Source organism: Prodigiosinella aquatilis, assembly GCA_030388725.1.
Classification (GTDB): domain Bacteria; phylum Pseudomonadota; class Gammaproteobacteria; order Enterobacterales; family Enterobacteriaceae; genus Prodigiosinella; species Prodigiosinella aquatilis.
In genome coordinates this window covers 2,926,860-2,945,779 of sequence record CP128857.1, presented here as the reverse complement: position 1 = coordinate 2,945,779, position 18,920 = coordinate 2,926,860, and the positions used below count along the sequence as shown (strand labels likewise).

Genomic DNA, 18,920 nt, shown 5'->3' with positions numbered 1-18,920 from the left:
TGGATGGTAAATGCTGAGTGGTGAGCGCTGTTCTCACATGAACTGGCCATGAATGGGTTAAAAATAGAGGGTCGGATGATGCCTTTGACCCTATGAGCTGACCGTTTAATTAACATCTGTCTGGAGATGACAATGACGCGAACCGGACATATCCAACTATTGGCGGAATACAACCAGTGGATGAACACCAAGATCTATGAGGCTGCCAGATGTTTATCGCCCACTCAGCTGAGTGAGGACAAAAAAGCTTTCTTTGGCTCTATCCTGGGGACACTGAATCATCTGGTCGTGGCTGATACCTTGTGGCTTAAACGTTTTGCCAATCATCTGCCGAACAACCCGGCATTAGATTTTGTCCGGGTTCAACCCATGCCGACAGCATTGGCGCAAATATTATTCGCCGATATAGAGAGCCTGTGGCAACACCGCAAACAGCTTGATCTCACTATCCGTGAATGGATCGGTTTGTTAACCGAGGCGGATCTTGATAGCAGGTTAAGATATTCAAACACGAAGGATATTGCTTCAAACAAACCCTTTTTTGCTTTACTGGTCCATTTTTTTAATCATCAAACCCATCACCGGGGACAAGTCGCAACCCTATTGTCGCAGGAAGGGATTGATATCGGCTCCACTGACCTGCTGATGTTGATTTCCAATGATTGAGGGCGGTTATGTAACCTGCATTGTACGACGCGGCATACCGGGCTGAACCGCTGTAATGGTGGTGTTGACATACTGTCGCGCTTCTTTATGGCAATTTGCTGGTGGTTTGGTGGCGGCCAGTGCATTGGCGGTGCAAGAACCTAGTTCTCCCTGGTTATACGCTGAAAAATCGACAGCCAGCTCCATTGCGGGTGGCAGACTATGCAGGACAGCAAGAGCAGGTGCGTAGTGGTGATCGCGGATATCCGGCAGGTCTGGTCGGTAGCCAAGTCGAGATATGCGTCTTCTTGATAGCATGATAGTGACCTTCTGTGGTTGACATCCTTTTCAGTGTGGCGACCTCGTATTATTCGGCTATCAGAATGGGTTTAGAGATAATGAGTAAATATTGATTTTTTGTTGCGAGATGTGACGGCAGGTTCAGGCAGTACTGGTTGTAAATGCGGTGGATTATCAGATAAATTTTATTAATTATTTATTGCCCTAATTAATGTAATTGTTAAAACGCCGACAGAATTAATCCAGATTGGCGTTTCTTCCCTTTTATTTTTCCCCCCATGTTTTCAGCGTATTGTCCGCGAGAATCAATTGGTCCTAAATGGTGCAAGTAGTGAATTAATTGCATTGTGATAGTGCATTTATTTTTTATTAAAATCATGTAATTAGTTGGTCGGCGTATCTGGAAAATTTTACCGTTCATAACGGCATAAAATTTTTTTGGCTCCGTTTTTACGCATTATTATTTTTTATCGGCTGGCATACTTTCTGCATTAGTCAAAACAGAAATTAAACGGAAAGTTAACGTAAGGTTGGGGATAAGTTAACGCCGCGATGTGACTTAAATAATTAAAACTTATCTGATAATTGAACGTATTTTTCAACGACGCGACTACACCGTCATCGTGAAAAATGGTGACGATAAACAGTGCATTCAACTATAAGGCGCAGGTTATGTTGAGTTTCAATCCCGATAGTGTCGCACTGCCTGCCAGTCATTTTATTGACGGGCGGCAACGGGTGGGGCAAGGCAACTCAATCACGGTAATGCGTCCGTCAGATGGTCAGCCTTATGCGGATTTACATGAAGCGAATACCCAGTTAGTGGATGAGGCCGTTACGTTGGCGGATAGTGCACTGAAGACGAGTGGCTGGAGTCGTTGTCCGCCGCGTCAGCGTGCTGTCGTATTACGGCGCTGGGCTGACTTGATCGAAGCTGATGCGGATTATCTTGGCCAGCTTGAAGCGGTGGGCTCAACCCGTCCTATTACCGATGTGCGTCAACACGAAATTCCTTTTACCGCCGAAGCCATTCGCTTTTATGCCGAGTGCGCTGATAAGTATAGCGGTGACCTGTTTTCTACCCGCGATACCAGCCTTGGCATGTTGGTACCTGAACCCTATGGGGTTATTGGTGCTATCACACCGTGGAATTTTCCTCTGTCGATGGCGTCCTGGAAATGTGGTCCGGCGCTGGCGGCAGGTAATGCGGTGGTGCTGAAACCCTCTGAGCTGACACCCTTTTCTACTGTACGTCTGGCTGAACTGGCGTTGGAGGCGGGGCTGCCACCCGGTGTGCTGAATATCATTCAGGGCAGCGGCGCAGTAACCGGCGCCGCTCTGGTAGCACATCCACTGGTCCGCAAAGTCTCGTTCACCGGCTCGACCCAGACCGGCGCGCGCATCATGAGCGACGCGGCGTTCAACGGTATGAAGCCGGTGACGCTGGAGTTGGGCGGCAAAAGCCCACAACTGGTATTTGATGACGCCGGGGATGTTGACGAGGTAGCCGGACGTATCCTGCGGGGATTTACCGCCAACGGCGGTCAGGCTTGTGTGGCCGGAACTCGCTTGATTGTACAGCGCGCTATCGCGGGTCCATTACTTGAAAAGCTGATTGCCGGTTGTCAGAGGATACGTCCCGGTGCGACCTGGCTGGAGAGCAGCCGTTATTCTCCGCTGATCGATGCCCGGCAAGCGCAGAAAGTGGCACAACGGGTGTCTGCGGCCCGGTCTGAAGGGGGAGACGTTCTGGTGGGTGGGGCCCGTTTTGACGCCACCGGTGATGGCTATTTCTGGCAACCGACGCTGATTGCTGGCGTGCAGTCGGATAACCCGGCAGTCCTTGAAGAGATTTTCGGCCCGGTGCTCACGGTGCAACTGTTCGACGATGAAGATGAGGGGCTGGCGCTGGCGGCGCATCCGACATACGGCCTGTGTGCCGGAGTGCATACCCTGAATATTCAGCGTGCCTTACGTGCCATGCGGGGTATCGCCGCCGGTACAGTGTGGATCAACCGTTATGGCCGTTCCGGTGACTTTATTATTCCTACTGGCGGTTTTCATGGTTCGGGGATTGGCAAGGATTTAGGCCGCCAGGCATTTGAAAGCTGTCGCCGCGATAAAAGCGTATTGATTGATTTTTGAATCAGTGCGGTGTTCTCCATTTCTGACTTTTTGAGGTAGCAAATGGCTGTGTTTAAACCGAAATACATCACGTTCGACTGCTATGGCACTCTGATCAAATTTGATATGGCCGGTGCTGCTGCCGCCAGATTTGCTGATCGGGTCAGCGAAGCGGATATGCCTGGCTTCATCAGCGATTTCTCGGCCTACCGTATGGATGAAGTATTGGGCGCGTGGAAACCCTATTCGCAGGTAGTGAGTAACGCGCTGCAACGCACCTGTGCCAAATGGCATATCCCTTGTGATGAACATGACTGTGACACCATCAATACCGCTGTCACCACCTGGGGGCCGCATCCGGATGTTCCCGCCGGGCTGGCAACCGTGGCACGTGAATTCCCGCTGGTGTTGTTGACCAATTCTATGGATGACCTGATCACATATCACGTGCCGCGACTGGGCGCGCCGATTCACAAGGTTTTCACCGCCGAGCAGGCTGGCGCATATAAACCACAGATGCGGGCCTTTGAATATATGCTCGCTCAGCTCAACTGTGGCCCGGAAGAGATTCTGCATGTTTCTTCCAGTCTGCGTTATGACCTGATGACCGCTCACGATATGGGGATCACCCATAAGGTTTTTGTAAACCGCGGGCATGATGCCGGCAATCCATACTATGGCTACACCGAAATTAGCAATATCGGTGGGCTGGCCGCCATTGTCGGGCTTTAAACCACAAATTGCGCCGTAACGAAAAGGGGCGGGTGATGAAACTGGAATCCTTCTGGCAGGCAACAGCACCGGTTTTTACTGGCGGGGATCAGGATGAACTGCCGTCGCGGGCTGATGTGGTGGTGATCGGTGCCGGGTTTACCGGGTTGTCTGCGGCGAGAAGTCTGGCCCGCAGCGGACAGCAAGTGGTGGTGTTGGAAGCGGAAACGGTGCTGGGACAGGCGTCAGGTCGCAACGGGGGACATTGCAATACCGGTGTGGCGCAAAACTTTTCTTCACTGGTAGCCCGCCAGGGGCTGGAGCAGGCCAGCCGCTATTACCGTGCTTATGCCGATGCCGTCGATTATGTGCAGCGGCTGGTGGTGGAAGAGCAGATCGAGTGTGATTTTCTGCGTTGCGGAAAGCTGAAACTGGCCAGTAAACCGTCTCATTTCCCGGCGTTGCAGGCAGCCTGGGAAATGATGCGTAACACGGTTGATCCAGACGTTGAGCTGATGAGTGCGGCGGATGTTCGCCATGAAATCGGTAGCGACCGTTTTCATGGCGGGTTGATTCAACACCGTGGTGGACAGATGCACATGGGCAAGTTTGGCATTGGGCTGGCGAATGTGGCGGCTCGTCATGGCGCACGTATTTTTGAACAGACTCCCGTGACGGGGTTGCATCGGGTGGAAGGCTATCGCCACCGGGTAATAACACTACGCGGTGAAATTGATGCCGACCGGGTATTGATGGCGACTGGTTGTTCTAATCACGGCCCGTTCCGCTGGTTCCAGCGCCGCATTATTCCCGTGGGCAGCTTTATCGTGGCCACGGAGCCATTGGATGCCGGGCTGTTGGCCGCGCTGTTTCCGACGACACGCACTTATGTGACGTCAATGAATATCGGCAATTACTTTCGTACCACGGCAGATCAACGGTTGATTTTCGGTGGTCGTGCTCGCTTCGCAATGAGCAACCCGACCTCGGATCAGCGCAGTGGCGAGGTACTGAAAGCGGGCATGAGTGCGCTATTCCCCGTATTACGAGAAGCCCGGATTGATTACTGCTGGGGTGGACAGGTCGATATGACCGCCGATCGTTTGCCTCGGGCCGGTGAGCATGATGGCGTGTTCTATTCAGTGGGTTATAGCGGACACGGTACTCAGATGTCGGTATGGATGGGAAACGTTATGGCGAACTGTGTTACTGGTCATGCTGGCGATAACCCGTGGATGCGCAAGCACTGGCCAGCGATACCCGGTTATTTCGGCAAACCCTGGTTTTTACCACTAGCGGGTCTCTACTACAAAGCCAGGGATCGGTTCTCCTGAGTTCTACAACGTTATCATTTTGAGGGTAGACAGATGAGTAAATTTGATAAAAATAACCAGGCAAAGATTTCACCGCTGACGCAAGCCATCACCGATGTGTCGTTTTCCCGGCGGGGCGTCATCAAGCTGCTGTCTGCTGGTGTGGTGATGAGTACCGGGCTGTTCGGTTTCCCGGATCTGGGCTTCGCCGCCGAAACCCCGGTCAACGGCGGAAAACTGCGTGCAGCAGTGTCCAATGCCTCGGCTACCGATACCCTCGACCCGGCTAAAGGCAGTAATAATGGCGACTACACGCGCCAGTTCATGTTTTACAATGGGTTGACCGAGCTGGATAAACACATGATCCCTCAGCCAGCCTTGGCCGAGAGTATTGAAACTACCGATGGTCGCGTCTGGCAGTTCAAACTGCGTTCCGGCGTCACGTTCCACGATGGTAAACCGTTGACAGCACAGGATGCGGTTTATTCCCTGTTGCGGCATAAAGATCCGGCAGTCGGTTCAGTGGCTATCAAGCTGGCGGATCAGATTCAGTCGGCAACGGCGATCAACCCGACAGAAGTAAAGATTGTGCTGGTACAGCCCAACTTTGATTTGCCGTCCATCCTTGCCACCAGCCCATTCTTGATCCTGCAGGACGGCACCAAAAGCTTCACCAAAGCCGTGGGCACGGGGCCTTATGTTTGTCAGGAATTTTCACCGGGTGTGCGTTCGGTAGGGATCCGCAATAAAAATTACTGGAAACCGGGACTGCCGCATCTGGATGAAGTTGAACTGCTGGGCGTGACCGATCAGGCGGCCCGTGTTAACGCACTATTATCTGGTGACTTGCATGTTGTGGCGACTATCGGGGCCCGGGATGTAAAACGCCTCAACCAGAGCAATCAGTTCGGCATTCTGGAAAGTAAGTCCGGTATGTACAGCGATCTGATCATCCGTGCTGATCGTGCGCCGGGAAACAATCCTGATTTTGTTTTGGCCATGAAGTACATGCAACCGCGAGAAATGCTGTTGAAAACCGTGTTACAGGGCTATGGCGATATTGCCAACGATGTGCCGGTTCCACCCTGGCATCCGATGTACAACAAGGATCTGCCGCAGCGGCCCTACGATCTGGATAAAGCCCGCTTTCATCTGAAAAAGGCTGGTCTACAAGGTATCAAAGCCGAAATTGTCACCACACCGAATATTGAAGGGGCGGTGGAAGGCGGTCAGTTATTACAACAGATTGGGACATCGGTGGGGATGAATTTGCAGGTACGACGCGTACCCTATGATGGCTACTGGTCAGCACACTGGATGAAAGATCCCATCGGTTACGGCTCCATTAATCCGCGCCCGACGCTGGATATGCTGTTCTCCCAGTTTTACCGCTCTGATGCGCCGTGGAATGAATCCGGCTGGAAAAATGTGCAATTTGACCAGTTGCTGATGCAAGCACGCAGTGAGCGTGATACGGCAAAACGCAAGCAGATGTACGGCGATATGCAGACGCTGATTTATGACCATAACAGTACACTCATTCCGTTGTTCATCAGTTCTCTTGATGGTTACAGCCGTAAGGTGAAAGGAATTGAGGCCTGGCCGTCAGGTCTGCTGATGGGCTATCGCTTCCATGAATTTGCCTGGTTGTCTGCCTGATCAAGGAGAAGCGTAATGAACCGGTACATGTTGGCACTGATCGCCCGGCGCTGTAGCGCTGGTCTGTTGATGATACTGATTATCTCGGCACTGGTTTTTTTCATCACCAGTCTGTTGCCGGGGGATGCGGCCCAAATGATTCTCGGTCAGTCCGCCACGCCGGAAACCGTGGCGGCGCTGCGTCAGCAACTGGGGTTGGATCAGCCCTTGCCGGTACGTTATATCTTGTGGATTACCGGTATATTGCACGGGAATTTTGGCACCTCTTTCGCCAGCAATGTTCCGGTCACGCAATTGATCGCGCAACGCATTCCGGCCACGTTTGAGCTGGCAGCCGTTACCACGCTGGTATCTGTCCCATTGTCGCTGGTGATTGGTATTACCGCAGCCATGAAACGTGGTTCTCTGTTGGATCGCGTACTGGTGATCGGCACGATGTCCGTAGTAGCTGTGCCGGAGTTTCTGGTGGCGACGGTAGCGGTATTGATTTTTGCGGTGAAGCTGCATTGGGTTCCCGCTATGTCTCTGGGGTCGCCGAATCAGGATCTGGCGGGGTTTTTACGTACCTACGCGCTGCCGGTGATAACCCTGTGTTGCGTGCTGGTGGCACAAATGGCGCGGATGACGCGTTCAGCCATCATTAATCAGATGGACAGCCCTTATCTTGAAATGACGTTGCTCAAAGGGGTTTCACCGCTGCGTGCCATCCTGCGTCATGCTTTACCCAACGCAGTAGGGCCGATTGCCAATGCTGTTTCGCTCAGTCTGTCCTATCTGTTCGGCGGGGTACTGATCATTGAAACCATTTTCAGCTATCCCGGTCTGGCCAGTCAGATGGTGGATGCGGTCAGCAACCGTGATCTGCCGGTGGTACAGATCTGCGTGATGTTTTTCTCGGTCTGTTATCTGTCGTTGTTACTGGTGGCGGATATCATCACCATTGCGTTCAATCCTAAGTGGAGGGGCTGATGAACCGACTCTTGTTGCCGTGGCGCTTTGTTTTATCACTGTCGAACGCTGGGCGGGTGGGTTTATCGATCACCCTGTTCTGGATCTTGATGGCGGTGTGCGGAAATAGTCTGGCGCCGCACAGTCTGGAGGATATCGGCAGCGGTGATCTGTTCGGCGACGTCAGCCGTCACTTCTGGCTGGGTACCGACTATCTCGGCCGGGATATGCTGAGCCGAATTCTGTATGGCGCGCGTTATACCCTCGGACTGGCGCTGACGGCCGCATTGCTGGCAAGCCTGCTGGGAACGACGCTGGCGTTGTTTGCCGCATTGGCAGGGCGCTGGCTGGAGGAAGTGATTGGCCGCATCAATGATGCGTTGCTGATTATGCCCGGCAAGATTCTGGCCTTGATGATGGTCGCGGTGTTTGGATCGTCACTACCAATGCTGATTCTCACTGCGGTGGTGACTTACTGGCCCGGCGCTTATCGTATTGCCTACGCGATAGCCGGTAGTCTGCGCTCAATGGACTATGTACAGGTGGCCCGCTTGCGCGGCGAAAGTCGCTGGTATATTGCCGTACACGATATCCTGCCGAATATGCTGCACCCGATGCTGACTGATCTGGGTCTGCGATTTGTCTATATCGTCCTGCTACTCAGTGGCTTGAGTTTCCTCGGGCTGGGCGTGCAGCCACCTTATGCCGACTGGGGTACGCTGGTACGGGAAAACATGCAAGGGTTGTTTGATGGCGCTCCGGCGGTGCTGATGCCGGCCATCGCTATCGCCAGCCTGACCATCGGCGTCAGCCTGTTTATTGACAGTCTGCAAACGCGGCGTCCACTTACGCTGGCCAGGGGGAGTGCATGAACGTGACAGCGCATACAGCGCGGCCGCTGGTTTCGGTAGAGAACCTGCGTATTGTCGCTCAGACTGATGAGGGACAGGAGGTGAATCTGGTCTCCGATATTCGCTTTACGGTACAGAAAGGCGAAGTGCTGGCGCTGATTGGTGAATCCGGTTCCGGCAAAACCACCATCGCACTGGCGTTGATGGGCTATGCCCGTCACGGTTGTCGGATTGCCGACGGTAACATTCACGTTGCCGGTACGGATGTCCGCTCGTTGACGCCATCCCGGTTATGTCAGTTTCGTGGCAATCGGGTGGCCTATATTCCCCAGAGCGCCGCCGCGGCGTTTAATCCGGCGATGCGCATTATGGAACAGGTCATTGAGCCGGTACTGATCCATGGTTTGATGCGGCGTAAAGAGGCACAGGCCAAAGCACAGACGCTGTTCCGCGATTTGGCGCTGCCTGAACCGGAAAGTATTGGTCAGCGCTATCCACATCAAGTGTCCGGTGGTCAGTTGCAGCGGTTGATGACGGCGATGGCCTTAATGAGCGACCCGGAAGTGGTAATTCTGGATGAACCCACCACCGCGCTGGATGTCACCACGCAAGTGGAGGTACTGAAAGTGTTCCGGCGTGTGGTGCGTCAGCGCGGCATGACGGCGATTTACGTCAGTCACGATCTGGCGGTGGTAGCCCAGATGGCAGACCGTATTCTGGTCTTGCTCAATGGCAATATCGCGGAATATGGCACCACCAACCAACTGCTGACGGCACCGCAGGCGGAATATACCCGCGCCTTGCTGGCGGCGGCCCGACAACATCAACGTGAAAGCGTATGGCAGCCACAAGAATCAACGGTGCAGCCGCTGCTGGAAGTGCGTGATTTGGTAGCAGGTTATGGACCAAAGGGGGCAGATGGGCAGCCACGGGTCAAAATACTGGACGATTTTAATTTCCGGCTATATCGCGGTCAGGCTCTGGGGATAATCGGTGAGTCCGGATCGGGGAAAACCACGTTGGCGCATGCGATTGCCGGCATCAACGTGCCGGGTGACGGTCACATTCTGTTTAATGGTCACTATATTGCCGCCAGCTTGTCGCAACGTTCACCGGATGAGCTGCGGCGTATCCAGTATGTATTCCAGATGGCGGATACGGCGCTGAATCCGGCCCACGCCATTGGCACCATTATCAAACGCCCGTTGATGCTGTTTCACGGACTGTGCGGCGCGGCGCTGGAACGGCGGATGCGGCAATTACTCGATCTGGTTAAACTGCCGCATGATGTGTTGCATCGCTGTCCCGCTGCGCTGTCCGGTGGTCAGAAACAGCGGGTTAATCTGGCGCGGGCGCTGGCCGCCGAACCCGATCTGATTTTGTGTGATGAGGTTACCTCGGCGCTGGATACGGTGGTCGCCGCCGCCATCCTGGATTTAATTACCGACCTGCGCCGGGAACTCGGATTGACGGTGATATTTATCAGCCACGATCTGCATGCGGTACGTGCCGTGTGCGATGAGATTATTGTCATGCAAGGAGGCCGTAAGGTGACACAGGTCGCGCGGGCCGATTACGATAAACCCTCGACTGATTTGTATTATGAACGATTGAAACGGGCGGTGCCGGAATTACGGCAAGGCTGGCTGGAAGAGCATGAAGCACTGCCTATCGAGATTTTAAAAGCGGAATAGTGTCGGATGACACCACTACCTTGCAGCAATAAGCTCGTATACCGGGCAAGATAATACGACAACATACGGTTAAACAGAGGAAAACAGATGCCAGCACCGATCAGATATGTTCAGGATAGCGGTCACTTACCGGAAGCAGTGGATGTGGTGGTGATGGGTGCCGGCATTGCCGGTGCCGCAGCGACGTACGAACTGGCAAAAAAAGGGATCAGTGTCTTGCTGCTGGAGAAAGGGTTGGTCGGGGCGGAGCAGTCCAGCCGTAACTGGGGCTGGTGTCGACAGCAGAACCGGGATGAGCGGGAGTTGCCGTTAATTATTTATGCTTTGCAGCGTTGGGAAGAAATACAGCATGAAACCGGCGAGGAACTGGGATTCCGTCGCTCCGGTTTACTGTATGCCACGCAGGATCAGACGGAGATTGATGCCTGGGATCGTTGGGGGCAAATGGCTAAAGCCTATGGTGTGCGCAGCGATATCCTGACCGCTGAGCAGGCCAAAGCCATGACGCCGGGCAGCACCACCCGTTGGTTGGGGGGCGTATCATCGCCGATGGATGGTCATGCTGAACCCGCGCTGGCCTGTGCCGGACTGGTGATCGCCGCACAACGTCTGGGTGCCGATGTTATCCAGCAGTGCGCAGTGCGCGGGCTGGATATTTCCGCAGGCAAGGTAAGTGGAGTGTGGACGGAACGCGGGCTGGTTAAAACGACCCGTGTGATTTGTGCGGGTGGCGTGTGGACCTCGATGTTCTGCCGCCGTCATGGTATCGAACTGCCATTGGGTAATGTTATCGGAACCGCGTTTCGTACCGCGCCGATTGAACAAGTGATCAGCATGCCTTTCTATACCGCCGCATTTGCCTGTCGACCACAGATGGATGGCAGCTATACGGTCTCCGTTTCTGGTCGGGGAAGATTGGAACCGGGCATCCAGAGCTTGCGCTATGCCCGGCAGTTCTATCCAACATTCAAGTCGCGCCGCAAAAATCTTTCACTCCGTATCGGGTTCAAGCCGTTCTTCACTGGCCCGGAAACTGTCGCGTCCTGGCAATTTGATGCACGTTCACCGTTTGAAAATGTACGTATCCTTGATCCGGCAGCGGATATGTCGATGGTGCAGGAAGGTCTGGCGGCGATGCGGAAAGAGTATCCGGCGTTGGCTGCCGTGCGAGCGGTACAAGCCTGGGGCGGGATGATCGACAGCACGCCGGACGCCATTCCGGTTATTTCTCCGGTGGAAAAATTGCCGGGTCTGTTACTGTCGGCTGGTTACAGTGCTCATGGTTTTGGTATCGGTCCCGGTGCCGGACGTCTGGCAGCCGACTTGATCGCGGGTGATACGCCGATTGTTGACCCGACCCCGTTTCGTTATTCACGACTGGTGGATGGTTCCGGGCTTGATGTGCCGGGCATGATGTGAGGGAAAAATGAGTCTGAGATTACGCACGATGACTACCGCAGATGCTGACTGTGGTTGGATGTTAACACAACAGATGGATTGGCCGCATCGCCGGGAAGACTGGCGGGATGCGCTGAAGCTTGGTACGGGTCTGATGATGGAAGCGGATGGTCAACCCGTCGGCACCGCACTGTGCTGGCGCTGGGGGCATGAGTGGGCGACTATCGGTCTGGTGGTGGTGGATAAGGCACGGCAAGGGCAGGGGATCGGACGTTTGCTGATGGAAGGATTGCTGGATGGGTTAGCGGGATGCAATGTCCGTCTGCATGCGACCGTCGCGGGTCAGGGACTCTATGCCAGGCTGGGATTCGCCGCCACTGGAGAAATTCACCAGTATCAATGTTCGCGACTGAGGCCAATAGCGGCGATCCCACTGCTGCCAGGCCAGCAATTACGTCTGGCGTTGCCCGATGACATGGCGTTGTTGACCTCGTTGGATCAGCAAGCTCATGGGTTGTATCGCCCGGCGCTGTTTGAGCATTTGTTGGCGACGGCCAGAGTGATAATGCTGGTGCAGGATGGCAAAACCGTGGGGTTCGCGGCCATACACCATTTCGGCCGCGGATGCGTGATCGGCCCCGTTATCGCTGATAGTGCGATGGCGGCGCAACAACTGATCAGTGCTTTGATGTCATCACGGCGCGGGGAATTTGTGCGCATCGACAGCGATCCAACATTAGGTCTGGGAAGTTGGTTAAGGGATTGCGGCCTGCAACAGGTGGATGCGCCGGTGATGATGATCCGTGGTACGCCCTGGCAACCGACACCGGCTGGCATGAGTGCCTTTGCTCTGATGACGCAGGCGCTGGCCTGATGAACATTCTGTTTAAATCCACGCCGGGGCGTGGACAACAATGGGCGGCGCTGATTGCCCAACAACAGCCAACGGCGATCTTTCGTCAGTGGCCGGAGATACCGGATCCCGCAGCGGTGGAGTATCTGGTGGCTTGGGATGCGCCAGCAGAATTGATGGCGAGTTTACCGAATCTCAACGTGCTGTTTTCAGTGGGGGCGGGAGCCGATCAATTTGATTTTCGCAGATTGCCGCAATCATTGTCGGTGGTGCGTATGGTTGAACCGGGCATTACCCGTGGGATGGTGGAATATGTCACGTTTGCCGTTTTAGGATTGCACCGTGACATGCCGTGCTATCTGCAACAACAACGTGAAGCTCGCTGGCAAGGGCATCAACTGATCCCTGCGCCGCAACGCCGCATCGGCGTGATGGGGCTGGGCACACTGGGAAAAGCGGTGCTGGCGCAGTTGCAACAGTTTGGTTTTGACTGTGGGGGTTGGAGCCGTACGCCTAAGGCGTTACCGGGTGTGCGCTGCTGGTATGGTGAAGCTGAACTCGACATGTTTCTGGCGCGTACCGATATTTTAGTTTGCCTGCTGCCATTAACACCCACGACGACTGGCATGCTGAATACCCGACTATTTGCACAGCTTCCGCAGGGGGCGGCGCTGGTTCAGGTGGGAAGGGGGGCACAGCTTGATCATCAAGACTTATTGCGGGCGCTGGATAGCCACCATTTACGCGCAGCAGTGGTAGATGTGACGGATCCTGAACCCTTGCCGGCCACACATCCTTTTTGGTCCCACCCGGCATTATGGCTGACGCCTCATATCGCCAGTCAGACTCAGGCTGAAGGAGCGGTTGCGGCATTGCTGGAGAATATCGCCCGTTTTGAACGAGGTGAAACGATGATTGGGCTGATTGACCGGCAACAGGGATATTAGCCGTTGATCTGCCATTGTCGGCGCTTCCATTCGTGCAATGTGCTCTGAAATGTAACTTACGCAATACCCATTAACTCAATACTCCATGCTATTGATACGGTGATTCCGATTGTCAGCAGAATGCGCTTATTACATTACATCAGCGCAGATATTTTCTCGTCGAGGAGGTAACGCAATGCAGAAATTTATGGCTGAACAGCAGGTATTTGCTGATAACACCCTTTTATTTGATTCCCGCGTAGAGCATATTCCGCGAGGTGTTGTTACCGCACATCCATTGGTTATCGCCAAAGGAAAAGGGGCCGAGGTCTGGGATATCGAAGGTAATCGTTATCTCGATTTTGTCGCCGGAATCGGCGTCTTGAATGTGGGCCATAATCACCCGGCGGTGGTGTCTGCGGTACAGCAACAGCTCCAGCAGGTTTCTCATGTCTGCTTCCAGGTGGCGGCGTACCCCGGTTACATTGAATTGGCACGGCGGCTGAATCAGTTGATAGGCAGCGATGTGGCGTATAAAAGCGTATTTTTTACCAGCGGTGCTGAAGCTGTGGAAAATGCGGTGAAAATAGCCCGAGCCTATACTGGGCGCAGTGGTGTGATAGCTTTTGACGGCGCTTTTCATGGCCGAACATCGCTAGGTATCGCGCTCACCGGCATGAGTCAGCCCTACAAACAGAATTTCGGCCCGTTCCCCGGAGATATCTATCGGGTTCCATTTCCCAATACCTTCCATGGCATCAGTGAAACCACCTGTCTGGCGGCGCTGGAGTCGCTGTTTGTCACACAAATTCAGACGGAGCGGGTCGCAGCGATAATTATCGAACCGATACAAGGGGACGGTGGTTTTTTGCCCGCATCACCTCATTTTATGCAGGCGCTGCGGCAATTGACCCAGCAGCACGGTATCGTATTGATTTGTGATGAGATCCAGAGTGGTTTTGGCCGCACCGGAAAAATGTTTGGCTATGAGCACAGCGGCATCGTGCCTGATTTGATCACGGTTGCCAAAAGTCTTGGCGGCGGATTACCGATTTCTGGTGTGATGGGTCGCGGCGATATAATGGATGCCGCTCTGCCAGGCGGGTTGGGCGGTACTTATGGTGGTAACGCCCTGGCCTGCGCCGCTGCGCTGGCGGTGTTGGATCTGATGGAAGAAGGGACGTTGCTGGTTCGGGCAAATACGCTGGGGCAGCAACTGTGGGCCAGATTGCAGCAACTGGCGGAAAAGTATGCCTGCATCGGTGACGTGCGCGGTACGGGCTTTATGCTGGCTGCCGAAATAGTCGATCCAGATAGCCGTAAACCGGATGCCACATTGGCGCAGAAAATTCTGGATTATGCCTGTCAGGAAGGGCTGTTACTGATTAAATGTGGGGTATACCGTAATACCATTCGTTTTCTGGCACCGCTGGTCACCAGTGATTCGCAACTGGAAGAAGCTTCGCATATCTTTGATATTGCTCTGGCTCGTGCCTCGGGACGGTTGGGATAGTAATTTCACTCCTTATTGATTTTAAAGCATTATTCACAAAGCACACACCGATGGTATGCCCAGGGTTAACACTGGCGTAACAGGCCGAAAGCGTGTTATACCGTCGGAGTCGTGCTATATCATCTGAGTAATAGCGTCTGACTGGCCAATGAGGGGGGTTATGAACGGTTTAATGAAACTTGACCGCATTGATATCAATATTCTGGTACACCTGCAAAAAGATGGTCGTATCAGTAACGTGAACCTTGCTGACGCGGTTGGCCTTTCCCCCAGCCCTTGCCTGCAACGGGTAAAAAGACTGGAATCCGCAGGCTTTATTACTGGCTATGAGGCACATATCAACCTCACTAAAATTACCGATTCGGTAACGGTGTTTACTGAAGTGACGTTGGCAGGGCATCGCCGGGAAGAGTTCATCAAGTTTGAAAACGCGATCCGCGAGGTAGATGAACTGATGGAGTGTCACCTGATTACCGGTGGGTACGACTATTTGCTGCGTTTCATTACCCGCAGCATTGAGCATTATCAGGAAGTGATAGAAGGGCTGTTGGACCGCAAAGTCGGTATCGATAAATACTTTAGTTATATTGTTATTAAATCGCCGATTATGAAAAGCAGTGTTCCGTTGCGATCACTGATTACCCGCCAGACTCACGTAGAATTCCCTTTATCCTGACTATTAATGCTGGCCCCCTCGTGTATTCGTCACGGGTAGGAGGGGGCCGAATATTCAGTACATCAGGATGATGTCAATCGTTGCAACATGGTTAATTGGTCAAGTGCGTCCTGCATGGCATCCATCCCTTTGACCAATTCTTTTAGATTATTCAGATTTGCGGTGAGGTTGCTGTGGTTTTTGTTGGTATCCGCACTCATGCTGGCAATCTGATTCGCAGCAGAAATGCTCTTATCAGCCATTCCTTGTGTCGTACTGACTGTTTGTGAGGCAATTTCCCGAATATGAGCAATGGTATTCACCGCTTCTTTAATGCTTTTTGTGGTGGCATCCACCTGCTCTTTTGACGAGCTGGCAAGTTTGCGCACTTCCTCAGCGACGACGGCAAAACCCCGGCCTGCCTCACCAGCCCGGGCAGCCTCGACTGCCGCGTTAAGCGCCAGCAGATTGGTTTTATCGGCAATGGCATTGATACCGCCGGTTATTTGACTGATATCGAGCGAAATATGCTCAAGATCGTTAAGACCGTTTTCCAGCCGATCCTGTTCGGAGCGGGTTAATGTCGCACTATCGCTGATTTCGAGGATACTAGATTGCGCCATTTCCAGTGTTTTGCTCTGACGCATCGTCGCATCTTCGAGTTGGGGCAGAGTGCTTAACAACGGCGCGAGTGTTCGTTCATAGTCTACGACCTGATTGACAACATGAGATTGAATGCTGTTGAGCGCTTCCCAGCGACGCAATGAACGTTGCGCATAATGACCAGCATATGCCGCATATTCGACAGGAAAGCGAGTCATGGCCTGGATATCGCGATTGAAGAAAGCCAGCGCTGACAAGGTTTGGTTAATAGGAACACCGAGAATTTCACCAAAGCTGGAAAAGCCTGCGGCCGGGACGTTTCCGAAAAAACTGGCCTTATCCAGCTTTGTGAGATTTCCCATTCGTCGTAGAACACAATCGTTAAGCAGCAGGCCACTAGGTGTTGTACCGCAGTGGGAAACGAACTGTTGCCAGTCATTGTGGGTTGTGGCGATAAAATCGGTTGCCTGAAGCAGATGGAGTCGGTCGCCGAACTCCAGATCGCAGAAAAAGTCGATATGGTCAGCTTTGATTGCCGCCACAGAACGAATGAAATATTCGTTATCCACTTTTACTGCAAAGGTTTTTCCCTCCAGGCGATTGCCGATTTGATCTGGTGGACAACGGAGGTAATCGGCTAATGCTGCAACAATGGGTATTGTCTGGCCTTGATCATCGAATACTGAGGTAACGGTACGTGCCACCGGGTCGGCTTCGGCAACCAGCCAGCTTTTTGATGTCGGTTCAAAGTTTTGACTTTTGAATGGTGCAAAGGATTTGCCTTTAGCCATTCGGCAAAAAATTAATACCGCTTTTCCCTGTAGTACTGCACCGCCAGTACCGATATAAGTGGCGCTAAAATCCAGTTTACCGCCAGCAGAACCACCAATCGGCAGGCAGGGAAAGCGTCCGCAGGCATACCAGGCCTGCATCAAAAAACCTTCCGAGGCAGAAAGTCCATCGCAATACACCAGGGCAAACGTTCTGTCCGCCGATAACGGCATTTTGACATCAAGTCGTTCCAATTCCTTGCGAATAGCATCAATCCGCTGACGTGCAGTGGCTTTTCTCTGCACGTGCAGATCAACCATGTGGACTTCATGTTGGGAAATCAATGACTGAGGTAACCATAACCAACTGCCCTGATGGCCCTCCATGTCGCAATAGGTGGAGGTGTCTGATTTGGTGCACAACGCTCCTGTCGATGAAAGGGTAACCACGGTTCTGTTAGGGGTGGAGAGCTGCTGCCAGGCAGCACTGACTTGCGAGAAATTTACATTGGGAGGCACGAAAGTAAGCAGCAGACCTGATTTATTGGGAACACCGGCTGCGTGGAGTGATGTTGGCAGGGCATCACAATCAAAGCTACCACTGGTGGGGCTGGTTCCGTGAATGCCGATTTTACCGGCAGTAGAGAGGAAAGACGATATTATTCCCATTATTCTCTCCATTATCCTTGAGTAAATGTTAAATCATCGTAAAGTATATTGATATGACATAACGTTGATCTGTGTCACGCGATGAATTAAGCAACCAATCTTTATTCCTTAATTCAGTGGAAATAATTATCTGTTTTCACTTTTTCGATAACTATTTTATCTGTACTAACTATGTCACGGGATTATATCGCAATGCTGTTATACCCAACAGGTTTCAATATGCCAGAAGATAGTAGGTGAGTGGCTTCTGATTTTACAATATAATTTATTGATTTTATTTAATATTATATAGAGTTATTTGCGTGCGACTGGCGGCTGGGCTAAGGGGGGAAACCCAGAGATGTGCCGGGTAACTGAAGGATACCAATATACCTGTAATACGTGAGATAACAGGTATATTCATCGGATCAGTAACTATGGTTATCACAATCTGTTATTAGTATGAGTAGTGATATTTTTTATTATTTTTTATTGAATGTTTCATGTTATGAATAATATAAGACTTAACTAAAAATTAATAATGCTGTTATCAGCCGACTCGCATTAGTACCTATTGCTATACTCATGATCCTTCAAATGGCAGGGGTGTTGGCTCTCCTTACTCATCCTGGTCACTTATGGGAGTAAGTTCCCGGGGATTCGCTGTGTTGCCGCCTTCCTGCAACTTGAATTATTCAGGGTATATTCTGGTTTTTACATCCGCGCCTTTTTGATAATTGCTGAAAGTAGTCAATGAATACAGGCTCAGGCGCGGTATGGAAGTCAGTCGAAATTACTCAGTTAATTCAGTAACGGCGGCAAGTGCCTGGGTGCCGTATATCATCGATGGGCCACCGCCCATTAAAATGGCAATATCAATAGCCTCTACCAGTTCTTCTCTTTTGGCTCCGGCCTTGAGTGAGTCGGCAACATGAGCAGCGATACAACCGTCGCAACGTGCGGCAATAGCGATGCCCAGCGCGATTAGCTCTTTTTGCTTGATGCTTAGCGCACCTTCCTTTATGGCTGCTTTGTGCAGCGCCATGAACGCATCCATGACCTCCGTACTCTCTTTTTGGTAAGCCACGCTTAACTGACGTTGTTCCTGATTAATGGTTTTGTAACTCTTGCTCATGCTTGGCTCCTGTTAACAAACGTATGGCTCGATAGTGGGTGTTCCCACCGCAAGATAAATAAGTATATACCCGTCATACTTCAAGTTGCAGGTGTGTTGGCTGCGCTCATTCACCCGAATCACTTATCTGAGTAAGCTTATCGGGATTCACTCTCTTGTCGCCTTCCTGCAACT

The 18,920-nt window shown here is 52.5% G+C and carries 16 protein-coding genes; 13 read left to right on the top strand and 3 right to left on the bottom strand.

Translation table 11 applies throughout. From position 1 onward, the window contains the following. Nucleotides 1-132 precede the first annotated feature (132 nt). Nucleotides 133-666 (top strand): DinB family protein, encoded by a 534-nt coding sequence (locus PCO85_13645; GenBank protein ID WJV52288.1) that lies wholly within the window; start codon nt 133-135, stop codon nt 664-666. 6 nt (nt 667-672) lie between these two features. Here the strand turns inward: PCO85_13645 and PCO85_13640 are convergent, their stop codons facing one another. Further along, on the bottom strand, nt 673-963 hold the full coding sequence (locus tag PCO85_13640) for a hypothetical protein (GenBank protein WJV52287.1): 291 nt from the start codon (nt 961-963) through the stop codon (nt 673-675). Nucleotides 964-1,617: 654 nt separating this feature from the next. Here PCO85_13640 and PCO85_13635 point away from each other — a divergent pair. The 12 genes from PCO85_13635 to PCO85_13580 all read left to right on the top strand — a co-directional run bounded on the left by PCO85_13635 (nt 1,618) and on the right by PCO85_13580 (nt 15,611). Beyond that, nucleotides 1,618-3,090 carry an aldehyde dehydrogenase family protein gene (locus PCO85_13635; GenBank protein ID WJV52286.1) on the top strand — a complete coding sequence of 491 codons (1,473 nt, stop codon included), beginning with the start codon at nt 1,618-1,620 and terminating at the stop codon, nt 3,088-3,090. Nucleotides 3,091-3,132: 42 nt separating this feature from the next. Next, complete coding sequence (locus PCO85_13630; GenBank protein ID WJV52285.1) at nt 3,133-3,801, top strand: haloacid dehalogenase type II; 669 nt, start codon at nt 3,133-3,135, stop codon at nt 3,799-3,801. A 35-nt stretch (nt 3,802-3,836) separates the two neighbouring features. Then, nucleotides 3,837-5,114, top strand: coding sequence for an FAD-binding oxidoreductase (locus PCO85_13625; protein WJV52284.1), 1,278 nt, complete (start codon nt 3,837-3,839; stop codon nt 5,112-5,114). Nucleotides 5,115-5,147: 33 nt separating this feature from the next. Continuing rightward, a complete protein-coding gene (locus PCO85_13620) occupies nt 5,148-6,752 on the top strand; it encodes an ABC transporter substrate-binding protein (protein ID WJV52283.1) in 1,605 nt (534 codons plus the stop codon). Nucleotides 6,753-6,767: 15 nt separating this feature from the next. Continuing rightward, nucleotides 6,768-7,721 carry an ABC transporter permease gene (locus tag PCO85_13615; protein ID WJV52282.1) on the top strand — a complete coding sequence of 318 codons (954 nt, stop codon included), beginning with the start codon at nt 6,768-6,770 and terminating at the stop codon, nt 7,719-7,721. Next, nucleotides 7,721-8,572 (top strand): ABC transporter permease, encoded by an 852-nt coding sequence (locus tag PCO85_13610; GenBank protein WJV52281.1) that lies wholly within the window; start codon nt 7,721-7,723, stop codon nt 8,570-8,572. The genes PCO85_13615 and PCO85_13610 overlap by 1 nt, the downstream gene beginning before the upstream one ends. Beyond that, on the top strand, nt 8,569-10,245 hold the full coding sequence (locus tag PCO85_13605; protein WJV52280.1) for an ABC transporter ATP-binding protein: 1,677 nt from the start codon (nt 8,569-8,571) through the stop codon (nt 10,243-10,245). Before PCO85_13610 ends, PCO85_13605 begins: the two co-directional genes overlap by 4 nt. An 87-nt stretch (nt 10,246-10,332) precedes the next feature. Continuing rightward, nucleotides 10,333-11,664 (top strand): FAD-binding oxidoreductase, encoded by a 1,332-nt coding sequence (locus tag PCO85_13600; protein ID WJV52279.1) that lies wholly within the window; start codon nt 10,333-10,335, stop codon nt 11,662-11,664. Nucleotides 11,665-11,671: 7 nt separating this feature from the next. Beyond that, a complete protein-coding gene (locus PCO85_13595) occupies nt 11,672-12,517 on the top strand; it encodes a GNAT family N-acetyltransferase (protein WJV52278.1) in 846 nt (281 codons plus the stop codon). Next, nucleotides 12,517-13,443: a glyoxylate/hydroxypyruvate reductase A gene (locus PCO85_13590; GenBank protein WJV52277.1), complete on the top strand. Its 927-nt coding sequence runs from the start codon at nt 12,517-12,519 to the stop codon at nt 13,441-13,443. Before PCO85_13595 ends, PCO85_13590 begins: the two co-directional genes overlap by 1 nt. 175 nt (nt 13,444-13,618) lie before the next feature. Beyond that, nucleotides 13,619-14,935 (top strand): 4-aminobutyrate--2-oxoglutarate transaminase, encoded by a 1,317-nt coding sequence (gabT, locus tag PCO85_13585; protein ID WJV52276.1) that lies wholly within the window; start codon nt 13,619-13,621, stop codon nt 14,933-14,935. Nucleotides 14,936-15,095: 160 nt separating this feature from the next. Continuing rightward, nucleotides 15,096-15,611 carry an Lrp/AsnC family transcriptional regulator gene (locus PCO85_13580; protein WJV52275.1) on the top strand — a complete coding sequence of 172 codons (516 nt, stop codon included), beginning with the start codon at nt 15,096-15,098 and terminating at the stop codon, nt 15,609-15,611. A 62-nt stretch (nt 15,612-15,673) separates the two neighbouring features. Here PCO85_13580 and PCO85_13575 read toward each other — a convergent pair whose 3' ends face one another. After that, entirely contained in the window at nt 15,674-17,632 is a 1,959-nt protein-coding gene (locus PCO85_13575; GenBank protein WJV52274.1) for a methyl-accepting chemotaxis protein, read from the bottom strand. A 772-nt stretch (nt 17,633-18,404) separates the two neighbouring features. Next, on the bottom strand, nt 18,405-18,746 hold the full coding sequence (locus tag PCO85_13570) for a carboxymuconolactone decarboxylase family protein (protein WJV52273.1): 342 nt from the start codon (nt 18,744-18,746) through the stop codon (nt 18,405-18,407). Nucleotides 18,747-18,920: the final 174 nt, after the last annotated feature.

Coding starts and splice junctions, on each gene's coding strand:
- PCO85_13645 (WJV52288.1), top strand. CDS start 133: ATGACGCGAACCGGACATATCCAACTATTGGCGGAATACAACCAGTGG.
- PCO85_13640 (WJV52287.1), bottom strand. CDS start 963: ATGCTATCAAGAAGACGCATATCTCGACTTGGCTACCGACCAGACCTG.
- PCO85_13635 (WJV52286.1), top strand. CDS start 1,618: ATGTTGAGTTTCAATCCCGATAGTGTCGCACTGCCTGCCAGTCATTTT.
- PCO85_13630 (WJV52285.1), top strand. CDS start 3,133: ATGGCTGTGTTTAAACCGAAATACATCACGTTCGACTGCTATGGCACT.
- PCO85_13625 (WJV52284.1), top strand. CDS start 3,837: ATGAAACTGGAATCCTTCTGGCAGGCAACAGCACCGGTTTTTACTGGC.
- PCO85_13620 (WJV52283.1), top strand. CDS start 5,148: ATGAGTAAATTTGATAAAAATAACCAGGCAAAGATTTCACCGCTGACG.
- PCO85_13615 (WJV52282.1), top strand. CDS start 6,768: ATGAACCGGTACATGTTGGCACTGATCGCCCGGCGCTGTAGCGCTGGT.
- PCO85_13610 (WJV52281.1), top strand. CDS start 7,721: ATGAACCGACTCTTGTTGCCGTGGCGCTTTGTTTTATCACTGTCGAAC.
- PCO85_13605 (WJV52280.1), top strand. CDS start 8,569: ATGAACGTGACAGCGCATACAGCGCGGCCGCTGGTTTCGGTAGAGAAC.
- PCO85_13600 (WJV52279.1), top strand. CDS start 10,333: ATGCCAGCACCGATCAGATATGTTCAGGATAGCGGTCACTTACCGGAA.
- PCO85_13595 (WJV52278.1), top strand. CDS start 11,672: ATGAGTCTGAGATTACGCACGATGACTACCGCAGATGCTGACTGTGGT.
- PCO85_13590 (WJV52277.1), top strand. CDS start 12,517: ATGAACATTCTGTTTAAATCCACGCCGGGGCGTGGACAACAATGGGCG.
- gabT (WJV52276.1), top strand. CDS start 13,619: ATGCAGAAATTTATGGCTGAACAGCAGGTATTTGCTGATAACACCCTT.
- PCO85_13580 (WJV52275.1), top strand. CDS start 15,096: ATGAACGGTTTAATGAAACTTGACCGCATTGATATCAATATTCTGGTA.
- PCO85_13575 (WJV52274.1), bottom strand. CDS start 17,632: ATGGGAATAATATCGTCTTTCCTCTCTACTGCCGGTAAAATCGGCATT.
- PCO85_13570 (WJV52273.1), bottom strand. CDS start 18,746: ATGAGCAAGAGTTACAAAACCATTAATCAGGAACAACGTCAGTTAAGC.